11 protein-coding genes are annotated in these 14,995 nt (G+C 39.4%); 3 read left to right on the forward strand and 8 right to left on the reverse strand.

The genetic code is table 11. The annotated features are described in order from the left end of the window. Nucleotides 1-99: 99 nt before the first annotated feature. From IOC57_RS21715 to IOC57_RS21750, 8 genes are all read right to left on the reverse strand, one after another. Entirely contained in the window at nt 100-1,023 is a 924-nt protein-coding gene (locus IOC57_RS21715; RefSeq protein WP_207440645.1) for a DMT family transporter, read from the reverse strand. A gap of 376 nt (nt 1,024-1,399) precedes the next feature. Next, nucleotides 1,400-1,843, reverse strand: a complete 444-nt coding sequence (locus IOC57_RS21720) for a MaoC/PaaZ C-terminal domain-containing protein (RefSeq protein WP_207440646.1) — start codon at nt 1,841-1,843, stop codon at nt 1,400-1,402. 203 nt (nt 1,844-2,046) lie between these two features. Continuing rightward, entirely contained in the window at nt 2,047-3,513 is a 1,467-nt protein-coding gene (locus IOC57_RS21725) for a GntP family permease (protein ID WP_207440647.1), read from the reverse strand. A gap of 251 nt (nt 3,514-3,764) precedes the next feature. Next, a complete protein-coding gene (locus tag IOC57_RS21730) occupies nt 3,765-4,559 on the reverse strand; it encodes an enoyl-CoA hydratase/isomerase family protein (RefSeq protein ID WP_207440648.1) in 795 nt (264 codons plus the stop codon). Nucleotides 4,560-4,740: 181 nt separating this feature from the next. Then, nucleotides 4,741-6,294 (reverse strand): acyl-CoA synthetase, encoded by a 1,554-nt coding sequence (locus IOC57_RS21735; RefSeq protein ID WP_207440649.1) that lies wholly within the window; start codon nt 6,292-6,294, stop codon nt 4,741-4,743. A gap of 444 nt (nt 6,295-6,738) precedes the next feature. Beyond that, complete coding sequence (locus IOC57_RS21740; RefSeq protein WP_207440650.1) at nt 6,739-8,109, reverse strand: sigma-54 interaction domain-containing protein; 1,371 nt, start codon at nt 8,107-8,109, stop codon at nt 6,739-6,741. Nucleotides 8,110-8,421: 312 nt separating this feature from the next. Continuing rightward, on the reverse strand, nt 8,422-9,405 hold the full coding sequence (locus tag IOC57_RS21745) for an alpha-ketoacid dehydrogenase subunit beta (RefSeq protein WP_207440651.1): 984 nt from the start codon (nt 9,403-9,405) through the stop codon (nt 8,422-8,424). Between the two features lie 12 nt (nt 9,406-9,417). After that, nucleotides 9,418-10,413, reverse strand: a complete 996-nt coding sequence (locus IOC57_RS21750; protein WP_207440652.1) for a thiamine pyrophosphate-dependent dehydrogenase E1 component subunit alpha — start codon at nt 10,411-10,413, stop codon at nt 9,418-9,420. A 445-nt stretch (nt 10,414-10,858) separates the two neighbouring features. On the opposite strand from IOC57_RS21750, the gene IOC57_RS21755 reads away from it, so the two are divergent. From IOC57_RS21755 to IOC57_RS21765, 3 genes are read left to right on the forward strand one after another with little or no spacing between them, the layout of a single operon-like run. After that, on the forward strand, nt 10,859-11,338 hold the full coding sequence (locus tag IOC57_RS21755; protein ID WP_207440653.1) for a MarR family winged helix-turn-helix transcriptional regulator: 480 nt from the start codon (nt 10,859-10,861) through the stop codon (nt 11,336-11,338). Beyond that, nucleotides 11,335-13,059 (forward strand): ABC transporter ATP-binding protein, encoded by a 1,725-nt coding sequence (locus IOC57_RS21760; protein ID WP_207440654.1) that lies wholly within the window; start codon nt 11,335-11,337, stop codon nt 13,057-13,059. Before IOC57_RS21755 ends, IOC57_RS21760 begins: the two co-directional genes overlap by 4 nt. Continuing rightward, nucleotides 13,056-14,915, forward strand: a complete 1,860-nt coding sequence (locus IOC57_RS21765) for an ABC transporter ATP-binding protein (RefSeq protein ID WP_207440655.1) — start codon at nt 13,056-13,058, stop codon at nt 14,913-14,915. The genes IOC57_RS21760 and IOC57_RS21765 overlap by 4 nt, the downstream gene beginning before the upstream one ends. Nucleotides 14,916-14,995: the final 80 nt, after the last annotated feature.

Below are 14,995 nucleotides of genomic sequence, written 5' to 3' on the forward strand. Positions count from 1 at the left end.
GCAAAATTGTTAGAATTAAGTAAAACCGTTAATGTGTTTCAATACGAAAGCCCCCAGCAAAACAAAATCTTTACTTGAGGGTAATTTCGTTTTGGTTTCTTATTTTACGTGATGCCATTCCGCTTGTTTTCCGGATGAAGAGTTTGTGCCATCCTTTTCTTTTGACTTCTTAGAAGAAAGATAAACACCTGCGAAAATAATCATCAGGCCTATAATTACATTTGGATTAATCGTTTCTCCAAGCAGGGCATAGCCCCAAACCATAGCGGTAGCAGGAATAAGGTATGTAACCGATGCGGCTAACTCCGGGCTGCCATTTTTATTGATGTAGAAATAGATTAGTTGGCCAAGCCCAGAGCCAAAGCACCCAAGACCGACTATGGCGAAAATCGTCAGCGGTTCCATCAACATCACTGGCTTAATCGGCTCTGTTATTAGCATCCCGATCAAACCGATAACAGCTCCCGTGAGCAGCGTAAACGTTGTAATGACCAATATGCTTGTACTGGAAAGAAATCTTTTCGTAAAATGACCGGCAAAACCATAGCAGATGGACGCTAGTAGCATTGTCCCAATCCCGATGAATTCCCTTCCGAAAAGCTGACCGATTTGAAAATCCATCAATACTAGAATTCCGAAAAAACCAATTAGAATGCCCATCCATTGTCGGGCGGATAGAACGTAAGAAAAAATGATAAATCCAATGATCCCCGTCCAAATGGGAGTGGTTGCATTAAGAATCGATGCCGTGCTGCTGTTAATCTCTGTTTCACTTAAAGGTATTAATCCCCATGCTAATCCGCAATTGAAGATTCCGACAACGATCAGTGCTTTCCATGGCAATTTCCAGTTGATTACCCTGCGTTTCCACCATAAAATGGGAAGCAGAACAACAGCACCCGCAAAACAGCGGAGAAATACAATGCCCCAAATGCCCGCTGGCGGGAGCATCCACTTCATAAAAACAAATGATAAACCCCATATCAAACTAAGGCCTATTAAAGCCCCGTATAATCGAAGCATGATCTTCCCCCTTCCTACTTTCTTATTATGACAAACATTGTTAGGGATTTCATATAAAATCTTGCTATATTATGAACTTGAAATTTTTTTTGCCAAAATCGAAACCACACCCTATAAAGGCAAGACAAAGATGTCTTAAAAAACTAAAGAGGCCTGAGTTCATGAAAGAAGGCAAGCCAGTGTGCACGCTTGCCTTCTTCTGAGAAATGAAGTAAAGAACGCAGCTTTTTATTTCGTTTCTTCCGCCTACCACCCGTTTAGATTTCTGTGCTAAAGTTTTGGGTAGTACCTTTTCCTTCGAATTTCCTCTTATAGTAATAATTACGTATTATCTGCTCAAATATTTAAATTTGCCGCCTACTAAATCAAGTGGCCACTATATTTTCACATTGGCATCAGAATTGACCATTATTTTCATATTGGCGATGGCTACAGTTTCTCCGTTTTGTTTTTTTATTTCCAGGAGGACTGTTACGACACCTTGATAGCTCTTTTCAAAAAGGTCAATCACCTTTAATTCTACCTTTATTGTGTCCCCAATAAAGGTAGGGTTTGTAAATCGAACTTTCTCCCTCCCATAAAATGCAACGACGATTCCTCGTTCAAATTGAAATAAGCCGGTTGCAGCCGAAATTATAAGCATTCCGTGGGCTATCCTTTGCTTAAATTGTGTATTTGCTGCATACTCCTTATCAGTATGGAGGGGAAACCAGTCACCGCTAAATGCTGAAAACATTACTAGATCCGCTTCAGTTATAGTACGTCCTTTCGACACCCATGTTTCTCCAATTTCATATTGATGGAAATATTTATTGAACATTATTCCATTCTCCTTTTATTTGGGCTTAAATTAGTGGGAGGAAAATTCAGATATTAAATACTATAGACTATATAATTTAGTGATAGTTTTTAAAATCAATACCTATAACCTATAAAAAATGTTTTCGAAGACGTACTATTCGAAGTAATTAGCGTTTAAAGCTAGAAATCAAAATGTATTTTCCAATGCTCACCGGCAGATATTTAAACGATGGCAAACAAGCTGAATATACCAATTACAAAGAATACAGCAAGTGTCTTTATAATGGTAATAACAAAGATGTCTTTATATGCCTGGCGATGCGTAAGTCCAGTAACAGCTAGAAGAGTAATGATAGCTCCGTTATGTGGCAAAGTATCAAATCCACCAGCTGACATAGCAATGACACGATGTAAAACTTCCAACGGAATGTCAAAATGAGCAGCTGATTGTATATACGTATCCGCCATTAGGCTCAGCGTAATGCTCATCCCGCCAGATCCTGAACCAGTAATACCGCACAAAACATTTGTCATGATCGCCCCATTAATTAAAGGATTCGAAAACATCCCAGTAAGATAATCTTGAATCACAGTAAAGCCTGGTAAAGCAGCAATCACACCCCCAAAACCATATTCGGTTGCCGTATTCATGGTTGCAAGCAATGCCCCACTAATCCCTATATTAATACTCGAATTGAAATTTAATTTGACAGCTTTTAAGTTTAATAAGACGGTTGCTATTATTCCGAGAATAAGAGCCATCTCTACAGACCAAACACCAATAACTTTAGACATATCAACATTTCCATAATCTTTTAACCCAATTGTAGCAAAATCAAATCCTTTGGCATACCAAAGAGGAAAAGACTCAGTAAAAAACTTATTCATCACTCCAACTAACACCAATGGAATAAAAGCAAGCCAATCTTTTCTACTTATAGCCTTTCCAGAATCGCTTCCCAACTTATTGGACGTTTCCACCGATATAGCAGAACTAGCTGCCATTCCTGCTTCAGCAGCTTCCTTATCAATAGCTTTATCCCCAATTCCAAAATACCCTTCACCATTTCTAGCTGCCTTATGTCGACAATGATTTAAGTATAAAAGGCTCAAGAAAATGATAAATATTGCCCCAATGATTCCTAATGTAGGTGCAGCATAGATGTCAGTTTTAAAGAATCCTGATGGAATGACATTCTGAATTTGCGGAGACCCTGGAAGTGAATCCATGGAAAAGGTAAAAGCACTAACCGCAATTGTCGCAGGAATTAAACGCTTTGGAATATTAGCTTCACGAAACAGCTGAGCAGCAAAGGGGTAGATGGCAAACACTGCAACAAACAAACTTACTCCGCTATAAGTCAGGATTGCGCCCATTATCACAATGGCTAGAATGGCTTGTTTAGCCCCGATAAAACGGACAATAATTTTAGCTATGCTCTTTGCAACTCCGCTTATTTCAACCAATTTCCCAAAAATAGCACCAAGTAGAAAGACCGGGAAATATAATTTAACGAATTCAACCAACTTAACCATAAATATATTAGAGAAGAAAGGTAAAACATATCCAGGATCCGTTAAAAATACAGCAAACAAAGCGCACAATGGTGCAAAAAGTATAACAGAAAACCCTCGATATGCTAGAAACATAAGTAATCCTAGTGAAATAATAATAATCATTACATCCATATTGATTTCCCCCTTTTTCTCAAAATATAATATATTATCATTTTTGCTGGTTTGAATGCATTGCCACAAAACTTCTTGGGCATCATAGTTCACTTTTCTAGTGAACATTTAGTAAAGAACTCTAATTAATTTCCCGAATAGATCCATTGTTTTTTTTAATAACTTTTTGATTTAGGATATGAACTAAAAAAATAAGTTACTGTAGAAGCTTCTATATATATTTGACTTAACTCTGGTTTTGTCATGAGGGATTACTGATCAACGAAGTTTGGCTCCCTCTTATTAATAAAGGCCTCAACGCCTTCCTTAACGTCCTTCGTCTGAAAAACATGGCCAAAATTTCCAGCTTCAATCACAAGTCCATCTTCAAGTGTTTGTTCATAACCATAATCAATAGAATGCTTTGCAAAAGTTAAAGATTGTAAAGAATAATTGCACATACATTTTGCGATCTCCATTGCTTTTCTTATGGATTCCCCCTTTGGCACGACATGATTAACAAGCCCTATTTGTTTGGCTTCCTCTGCATTCAGTGGCTCACCAGTAAAGATCATTTCTTTGGCCTTTGCTTTACCTACCAGTCTAGGAAGTCTTTGAGTCCCACCTGCCCCTGGAAACAAACCCAATTTAATTTCAGGGAGCCCAATCCTGGTTTGTTCCTCCGCAATTCGAATATCACAACTTAACGCAAGTTCACATCCTCCACCCAATGCTAATCCGTTGATTGCAGCAATGGTTGGTCGTGATAGACGTTCAATTTTATTAAGTGGTTCCTGAAGCCAAAGTGATTTCCCCTTTCCTACTTCGACTCCTTTTCCCATCCATGCTGGAAATTCTTTAATATCCCCCCCAGCAACAAAAGCTCTTTCGCCTTCACCTGTTAGGATAATGACCTTAATATTGTAATCGCTTTCAATTTCATCCAGCACAAGATTCAATTGTTCTATAACATTTGCACTTAATACATTAACAGGTGGATTATCAATAATAATCGTTGCAATATTACTCTGTTTTGACCATGAAACAACTTGACTTTTATTCTTCATCGGCTTTCCTCCTCAACCTTAAGTGTATATGTGGATTACAGTTATTCTTGCCTTGTTGAAAATTTGCACCAGGTATAAACCCAGATAACTTGATAGAACCTTTTTGGTTATGTGCATTTTTAAAACAAATTGAAATAATGTATAAAAAAACTGTACCTTTTAACTTTGGGAAATTCCTTATTTATTCCATGCTACTAAACCGTTTTCGAAGAATAAACTTTTGAACCTTACCGGATGGGGTACGCGGAATTTCATCAACAAATGTGACCTTTCTAGGTTTTTTGTAGCTGGCAAGATGTTCCTTACAGTAATTAACAACATCTTCTTCCGTAATTTTAGCTCCTTCCTTTTTAACAATAACAGCACATACAGCCTCAATGTATTTCGGATCAGGGATACCAATTATAGAAACTTCCTTCACTTCCTCATGGCGGTATAAGACATCTTCAATTTCTGCTGAGTAAATGTTTTCACCACCGCTTCGAATCATATCTTTTTTTCTGCCTGCAATTGATAGATACCCATCATGATCAAATTTTCCCATGTCACCTGTTTTACACCACCCATTAACAAATGTTTCCATCGTGGCATCCGGTTTCCTCCAATACCCCTCAGAAACCGCTGGACTTTTAATAGCGATTTCACCAATTTCACCGACAGGTAAGGGCGCTCCATCCTCATCGATAATATTAATTTCTGTAAGTGGCATCGGTTTTCCAACGGTATGGCCTTTTGTAAAAGCATCCTGTGGTTCAAGAGAAGCCGCAATTGGTTGTCCTTCAGTTAACCCGTAAACTTGAACAACTCCAATTTGAGGAAACCTCTTTTTTAATCGTTCTAATGCCCATGGCATTAGCGGGTCACCACCTGTATAAATAGTTTTTAAAGATTTTAGCTGATACTCTTCAATTTCAGGCAAATTTAGCATTTCATAAATCATGAAAGGGAATAAAAAAGCATCGGTCACATTTTCCTGTTCAATAACGGAGAGAATTCTTCCAATCTCGAATTCTTGGCTTTTTGTTATTATTACGCTTCCACCCATCATAAGAATAGGAAGTGCGATATCTTCCATCGCTCCAACATGGTATAGTGGTCCTGTCGTCATCGCCATTTCTCTCCCTGTAAATTTCCATTTCAGCGCTTGTATCGTGGAAAACCAGAAAGTTGTATCATGAGTCCAAATCGCCCCTTTAGGTCTTCCCGTTGTGCCTGATGTGTACATAAGCATGACCGGATCGTTTAATTTAATGTTATCGACTTTGACCTCATCTACCGAACCACTTTCTAAAACACTCCATGACTCGGACCAACCTGGGATTGAGCCATTTCTATGAGCAAGACAAAAATAACGCTCAACAGAAACTTGATTACAAACTGATTCCAACTGATTGGCTAAGTTCGAATGGAAGCACAATATTTTTGTCTGTGAATCATTTAATGCATACTGAAGCTCGGCACTCGATAGCCTAAAATTTAGTCGAACGGCAATTGCGCCGATTTTCGCAATGGCAAAATATAGACTAAAATATTCGAGGCAGTTGTAAAGTAAAATACCGACACGATCCCCTTTTCGAACTCCTAATTCGTAAAGCTTATTTGCATATGCATTTGATGTATGGTGGAGATCCATATACGTCATTGACCTTCCCACTTCTTCTTTTATTGCAATTTTTCCAGGATTTATATTATTTAAATCATTCGCCATTTTTCTTGTGATAAAACCGACATCCAATGAAATTCCTCCCTTTCAATGTAAGCAGATTTAAAATACAGATATCAAAGCGATACATTCAATATTGTTCAAAATATTTCCACCTAAACAAAGGCCTCTTACATACGATTAAATTGTCCACTTGGCTTTACCGATTCCCTGCCTCCTTTCTTATATTGAATGCAAGATTCATTCCAAAACGGAAACCCCCAATACTGACTTACTTTTCCTAATTATCGAGGAATAACCAATTATTAATTTTCTGATTTTTCGGAAAATAAATAAAAAAATCAACTGAAGTTAAATCAGTTGATTTTTCATTCCTTAATTTTCATAATTTAAATAAGAATCAAAATCACTTCTACAGCCTTTTTTCTCCTTTAATGTGCACTTTGTCTCACTAATACGGAAATTAAAAAATAAATCCGGGACTTCGGAATGAATTCTGAAATCCCGGATTTATTTTTATTGGTCAGAAATCCGATATTTTTTTATTTTATCGTAAAGGGTAGAATTCCCTATTCCAAGAGCTTCCGCAACCCGTTTTTTATCAAACTTAAACCTCCTTAACGCTCTTTCGATTGCCTTCTTTTCCGTTTCCTCCACAATATCTTTTAGACTTTCATCTTTCATTTTAACCTTATAAAGTTTTAGATAATCAGGTAAAGCATCTTTTCCGATTACCTCGTCATTTGATAGGTGAACACCTGCATCTATCACATTCTCTAGTTCTCTGATATTCCCTGGCCAGTCATATTTCTCTATTAATGAAAACACCTCAGGATGTATAGAAGTTGCTCGTTTTCCTATTCGGGCTGTAACTTTTTTAAAAAAATAATCTACAAGTAAAGGGATATCTTCCATTCTATCTCTTAAAGGAGGAACAAATAATTGGACAGCATTAATTCTATAAAATAGGTCTTCACGAAATAGCTTTTCTTCAACCAATTTTTCTAAAGGGCGATTTGTTGCAGCAATCACTCGAACATTTAGCTTTTTTGGATAAAGCGAACCCACAGGCTCAAATTCCTTCTCCTGAAGAACCCTTAATAACTTGACTTGCATTTGCTGAGGCATATCACCAATTTCGTCAAGGAAAACAGTTCCACCATCAGCAAATTGAAACTTTCCTATTTTACCTCCCTTGTTTGCCCCTGTAAAGGCACCTGCTTCATAACCGAAAAGTTCAGATTCCAACAAGTGTTCCGGAATTGAAGTACAATTTATTTTCACAAGCGGCTTGTCGCTTCTCCCACTTAACTGATGAATGCTATGTGCTACTATTTCCTTGCCTGTACCGCTTTCCCCTCTAATTAGTACAGAGATATCACCTCTAGCAACCCTTTTTACACGTTCTTTTAACTGTTGTATTTCTTGTGAATTTCCAATTAAATTGTGTAAGGAATACTTTACTCCATTTGTTACATCCCTTTCATTTTTATAAACATTATGTTTTGTCAGTATCTCCTTAATGTGGCTATTCATTTTGTTCCAGTCATCAAGATCGCGAAACATTATTGTTCCAATCGCACCAATTATCACCTTATTTTCGATGATAGGAATGCGATTAGCGATAACAAAATCACCACGAAGGAAATGTATATCGGCTATTTCCGATTTACCTATTTGCACGACTAGGTGTAGCCTGGTATTTTCAATTATATTCGTCACATGTTCACCAATCACTGTACTGCGTTCAACATTTAAAAATTCACAATATTTATTGCTCATATATTGAATTTTTGCATGACTATCGACAATTACAATTCCATAATATGTACTTTCAAACACCCTATCTAATAGTTTATTATTGGATAATTGCCCAGTATTCATCATTCGTTCTCCTTTAGCCAGAATGCTTTACCATATAATACCACGCATTTCACTCAATCTATATATACGAAGTGAAAATCCCCCAAAAATCACGGCTAAATAAAGTGTTCATTAAAAAGAATTCGGTAGAGTTTTATATGCCCTCTCTAGTGTAATCAAATGGATTTTTTTCTTACCATAGTTGATTTATTTAGCACAAAAAAAAGCCTGGCAACTATTTTATAGTTGCTAGACTTAAGTTCATTTTTAAGATCAATCCCAATATAAACGACAATTTAAACGGATGCGCAAGGTTCGTTCCTCGATGCCGATCATTTAATAGGCAACCAGGTCCCGAAGTGCCTTTTCCACTTTTTCAGGATTAACCATGAAGAATTTTTCTAATGATGGTGAATATGGCATAGCTGGAACATCCGGACCCGCAAGCCTCATGATTGGGGCATCGAGATCGAAGAGGCAGTTCTCTGCAATGATCGCCGATACTTCACTAATGATGCTTCCTTCCTTATTGTCTTCAGTAATCAATAGGACTTTTCCTGTTTTAGATGCAGCTTCCATAATGGCTTCTTGATCTAATGGATAGACGGTTCGTAAATCAAGTATATGAACAGATATGCCATCACTGGCCAACCTTTCAGCTGCCTGAAGCGCAAAATGAACACAAAGGCCGTAAGTAATCACTGTAACGTCTTCGCCTTCACGTTTTACATCTGCTTTACCTATGGGTAAAACATAATCATCATTCGGCACTTCTTCTTTTATAAGGCGATAAGCTCGTTTATGTTCAAAGAAAAGGACTGGGTCTTCATCACGAATGGCTGCTTTCAATAACCCTTTCACGTCATATGGTGTAGAGGGCATGACAATTTTAAGTCCCGGTTGATTGGCAAAAATGGCTTCAACGGATTGTGAATGGTATAACGCCCCATGTATCCCCCCACCGTATGGAGCTCTGATAACGATAGGGCAATGCCAATCATTATTGGAGCGATAACGAATTTTTGCAGCTTCTGAAATGATTTGGTTGATTGCAGGCATGATAAAATCAGCGAATTGCATTTCCGCAATCGGCCTCATCCCATACATGGCCGCGCCGATGCCAACTCCTGCGATTGCGGATTCAGCAAGCGGAGTATCAATGACACGCTGTTCGCCGAATTGTTCGTATAACCCTGAAGTCGCTTTAAAAACACCGCCTTTTACCCCTACATCTTCCCCTAAGACAAATACACGGGAATCACGTTCCATTTCTTCCCGCATCGCCATAATCACGGCATCTATATAAGATATCACTGCCATCTTCTTTCCTCCTTACCTTTCTGCGTACACGTATTTTGAGAGCGTGTCTTCATTCGCAAATGAAGCATTTTCCGCATAATCCGTCGCTTCGTTCACAACTTCCATTATTTCCTCGTTCAATTGTTTTTCCATTTGATCATCCATGATCCCTGTTGCTTTTAAATAGGCACCAAAAGTAATGATCGAATCTATTTTTTTTGCCTCCGATACTTCATCAGGCGACCTGTATTGACTATCATCATCATCGCTTGAGTGCGGTGTAAGCCTGTATGAAACCGTTTCGATCAAGCTTGGGCCTTCACCGCGCCTGCCTCTCTCAGCAGCTTCTCTCACCACCCGGTATACTTCAATCGGATCATTTCCATCAACCGTCACCCCTGGCATGCCGTAACCAATGGCCCGATCCGAAACTTTCCCGCAAGCCAATTGCTTTTCAATCGGGACGGAAATGGCATACTGATTATTCTCGCACATCAAGATAACCGGAAGTTTATGTACACCTGCGAAATTTGCTCCTTCATGGAAATCACCTTGGTTTGATGAACCCTCTCCGAATGTAACGAATGAAACAATATCTTTTCCTTCCATTTTTGCAGCAAGTGCAATTCCCACCGCATGTGGCACTTGAGTGGTAACTGGCGAAGATCCCGTCACAATGCGATTCTTTTTTTGCCCAAAATGCCCAGGCATTTGACGCCCGCCTGAATTTGGATCTTCCGCTTTGGCAAAACTGGATAACATCAAATCCCTCGCGGTCATCCCAAACGCGAGCACCACTCCGAGATCCCGATAATAAGGAAGAACATAATCCTTTTCACGATTCAATGCAAATGCAGCCCCCACTTGAGCTGCTTCTTGCCCTTGACAAGAAACGACAAATGGTATTTTTCCAGATCTGTTCAACAGCCACATCCGTTCATCTATTCGTCTGGCCAACAACATTATTTTATACATCTCAAGCACCTGCCCATCACTCAATCCTGCCTGTAGATGACGATTTTTATCCATATGTCACCATCCCTCCTAATCCCTAATAATTAAAACATTGCCCTGTTAAACCAGAATGTTTTCCCCATACTGCACTTTAGTTAAAATGGGGCTCTTATCACAAATTACCAATCTTTCTTATTAGCTGTTTGTTTGTCTCGTAAACTTAAATCCTGTTATGTATCAATGGAAAAAAATTCTTTTATGTATACATGCTTGCCATTTAACAACCGAACATTCTCTTGCGTTATCATCTAGTATTATTACCTGGTACTAACTTAATATTATCCTAACACTTTTCATCTCATACTTTCAAGTTTATTTCACATTGAATGGGTTGTTTTCACGCGAAAGTCTAATTTGTTTTTTTGTTGACTAAGTGGAAGAATAGCAGTAAATTAAAATGATTCGTTAAATTAAATGTTCGAAATGGAACAGTTCAAAAGAGAAAGAATGGTGATGTTGAGTGGAGAATGAAAAACTATTTATGAGTTCCGTACAACTATTGCGTTCATTTTGGAACGTGCAGAAAAATATAATGCGGTTCGTTCAAAAGACAGCCGCAGAAAATGGATTAACAGTTCCTCAATATTCTATTTTGATGACCATCACCCTTTACAAAGAGACAACTCAAAAAAATGTCGGGGAGAAAACATTTCTTCCAAAAAGCACCTTGAGCCAAGCGGTCGATGGTCTCGTTCGCGCAGGCATGCTCCATCGTGAGCCTGTCGAGGGCAACCGGCGTGAGATTCAGTTGTCAATCACCGATCAGGGGGAAAATTTATTAAAAACGATTCATTTTCACGAAGGAAGCATTCACCAAGTCTTTCAAATGGCCATTGAAACGCTTTCCGAAGAACAGTTTGAAGAGTTGCTTGAAACGCATCTTCAAATTACAAACTTTTTAGAAGCACAAGCTACCGAACAGGGAGAGTGGACAAAATGATAAAAATACTGAAAAATTTATCCGTTTATAAGTGGATTATATCAGCAGTTATCGGTCTGGTTTTTATTCAGTCCATGTCGGACCTCTTTTTGCCTACACTAATGGCTGATATTATTGACAAAGGCGTCGTTCGAGGAGACACTCCTTACATTTGGAAAATCGGTGGTTTGATGCTGTTGGTTTCCGCGCTTGGCGCTTGTGCATCCATAATCGCAAGCTACTATTCATCCAAAGCGGCAATGGGCATGGGACGCGATCTCCGCCTGAGAGTCTTTAATCATGTTGAAAAATTTACGTTGCAGGAATTCGATGAAGTTGGTCCGGCGTCATTGATTACAAGGACGACGAATGATATAACACAAGTCCAGCAAGTGGTTATCATGATGCTTCGTATGGTTATCAGTGCACCTATCATGTTAATCGGCGGAGTTATCATGGCTGTATCCATGGATGCAAAATTATCCCTTGTCATTGTTTTCACAATGCCTATATTGATTGGGTCGATCTTGCTCATTCTATATAAAGGTGTGCCTCTCTTTCAAACGGTGCAAAAAAGATTAGACCGGCTGAACCTTGTATTACGAGAAAACTTAACTGGTATTCGCGTCATTCGTGCCTTCAATCGTGAAATACAAGAGAAAGAACGTCTTAAGAAAGCGAATAAAGAATTGACGGATATCTCGATCAAAGTCAATAAAATCATGGCCTTCATGATGCCTGTCATGATGCTTGTAATGAACTTGACGGTTGTTGGTATCATTTGGTTTGGTGGAGTTCGTATTGATAACGGGGGTATGCAGATCGGGGATTTAATGGCATTTATCCAATATGTTATGCAAATTATGTTCGCTCTCGTTATGGCATCCATGATGTTCGTTATGGTTCCACGAGCGGCCGTGTCGGCAACAAGGATAAATGAAGTCCTCGACATGAAACCTTCATTCCTGGATGAGGGGACAGAAAAAGCAGATCGTGAACACGGTACACTTGAATTTGAACACGTGACGTTCAGTTACCCAGGAGCAGAAGAGCCTGCATTATCGGATATTAGTTTTTCTGCAAGTCCTGGTGAAGTCACCGCAATAATCGGTGGAACAGGTTCAGGGAAAACGACGCTCGTCAATTTGATCCCTCGCTTCTATGATATTTCAAGTGGTACGATTCGCGTCAATGGTATTGATATTCGTAAATCATCACAAGATGAAGTTCGTTCAAAGATTGGCTTTGTACCACAAAAGGCGGTCCTCTTTACAGGTACTATCGCTGAAAATATTCGCTTTGGAAAACAAACAGCCACACAAGATGAAGTTCAGCATGCGGCTCGGATCGCGCAAGCGGAAGATTTTATCAGCAACATGAAAGACGGCTATGAGGCAGAAATCGAACAAGGCGGTTCAAACCTATCAGGAGGGCAAAAACAGCGCCTTTCGATTGCGCGGGCACTCATTCGGAAACCCGATATTTATATATTCGATGATAGTTTTTCTGCACTTGACTTCAAGACGGATGCCAACCTTCGTGCAGCCCTGAAAGATGAAACGAAAAATTCGACGGTACTTATCATCGCACAGCGTGTCAGTACGGTCGCGGACGCTGATCGAATCATTGTGTTAGACGAAGGACACATTGTAGGTATGGGAACACACCAAGATTTGCTAAGTACAAACGACATATACCGTGAAATCGCCTTATCACAGCTCACAGAGGAGGAAATTGCATGAGTAATCACAAAAAACCTCAAGGCGGCGGTCAGGTTGGGCATGGTCCTGGTGGCGGTAACATGATGATGATGGGTCAAAAAGCAAAAGATTTTAAAGGAACACTAAGACGTCTCTTGACCTATTTAAAACCTCGACGCAACAAATTGATTGCCGTGTTCTTCGCTGCAATCATGAGTACGATTTTTATGATTGTCGGGCCAAAGATCATGGGAAATGCAATTACAGAATTATTCGAAGGAGCTTACGGGAAATTCCAGGGAATACCAGGAGCAGCTATTAACTTTGATAAAATTGGCCAGATCCTTCTACTCCTTGCCGGACTGTATGCCTTAAGCAGCCTTTTCAACTATGTACAACAGTACATTATGTCAAGTGTTGCACAAGACACGGTATATGATCTTCGAGAAGATGTGAACGAAAAGCTCGAGAAACTTCCACTCAAATATTTTGAAGGACGTCCAAACGGAGAAACACTTAGCCGGATGACCAACGATATTGATACAATCGGGAGCACCCTTCAGCAAAGTTTAACGCAGTTCATCACATCAATCGTAACGATCTTGGGGATTATCATCATGATGCTTTCGATAAGCCCGTTATTGACATTAATTTCGATAGTCAGCTTACCTCTGTCAATATTTGCAATCCGGCCTATTTTAAAAAGATCCCAAAAATATTTTGCCGATCAACAGCGTAAACTCGGACAATTAAATGGTCACATTGAAGAGATATATACCGGCCATCAAGTCGTTAAAGCATTCGGATATGAAAAAAAGGCGAGTACCCAGTTTACTGCGGTTAATGAAGAATTGTATGAAGCGGGAAGCAAAGCCCAGTTTATATCGGGTATCATTATGCCCGTGATGTTCTTTATCGGAAATTTGAGCTATGTCCTCATCAGCGTTGTCGGCGGAATATTGGTAACGCAACGTTCGATTTCGATTGGTGACATTCAAGCATTCATCACATATTCAAAGCAGTTCACCCAGCCAATTACACAAACGGCTAACATCGCTAACATTATTCAGTCGACGGTTGCAGCAGCTGAGCGTGTTTTTGAACTACTTGATGAAGAAGAGGAAATGAAAGAACAAACCACAGCTATTATAAAAAGGGCAAATGGTGCTGTCTCTTTCGAACATGTGGACTTTGGATATGGGGAAGAAATGTTAATTGAAGATATGAACATCGATGTCTTGCCTGGACAGACTGTCGCAATTGTTGGACCGACCGGTGCTGGAAAAACAACTATGATAAATCTCTTGATGAGATTTTATGAACTCAATGGCGGAAAGATTAATATTGATGGCCTTGATACACGGAAGATGTCACGGAATGATCTTCGAAAGAATTTTGGTATGGTACTTCAAGATACCTGGCTCTTTAATGGTACGATTAAAGAAAATATCGCTTATGGCAAAAATGGAGCAACTGATGAAGAAATTTTTGCAGCTGCCCGCACGGCACATGCCGACCATTTCATTCGGACACTGCCAGATGGTTATGAGACAATCTTAAACGAGGAAGCTTCGAACATCTCTCAAGGCCAAAAGCAGCTTTTGACAATCGCACGAGCTGTTATAGCAGATCCACCAATCATGATATTGGATGAAGCCACGTCTAGTGTGGACACACGGACAGAAGTCTTTATCCAAAAGGCCATGAACCGACTGATGGAAGGACGGACTAGCTTTGTCATTGCCCACCGTCTCTCAACGATTAAGGATGCAGATTTGATTCTTGTTATGGATCAAGGAAAAGTGATAGAGAAGGGAACGCATTCAGACCTTTTAAAGGAGAATGGTTTCTATGCAGAGCTATACAATAGTCAGTTCACTGAAAATGTAGCTGGATAATAAGATAGAGGCCAAATTCCCAATCGGAATTTGGCCTCTCAGACTGTAGACAAACTCGATGAAAATCGAGTTTGTCTACA

Origin of the sequence: Bacillus sp. SD075, assembly GCF_017355165.1 — a bacterium.
Taxonomy (GTDB): domain Bacteria; phylum Bacillota; class Bacilli; order Bacillales; family DSM-1321; genus Peribacillus.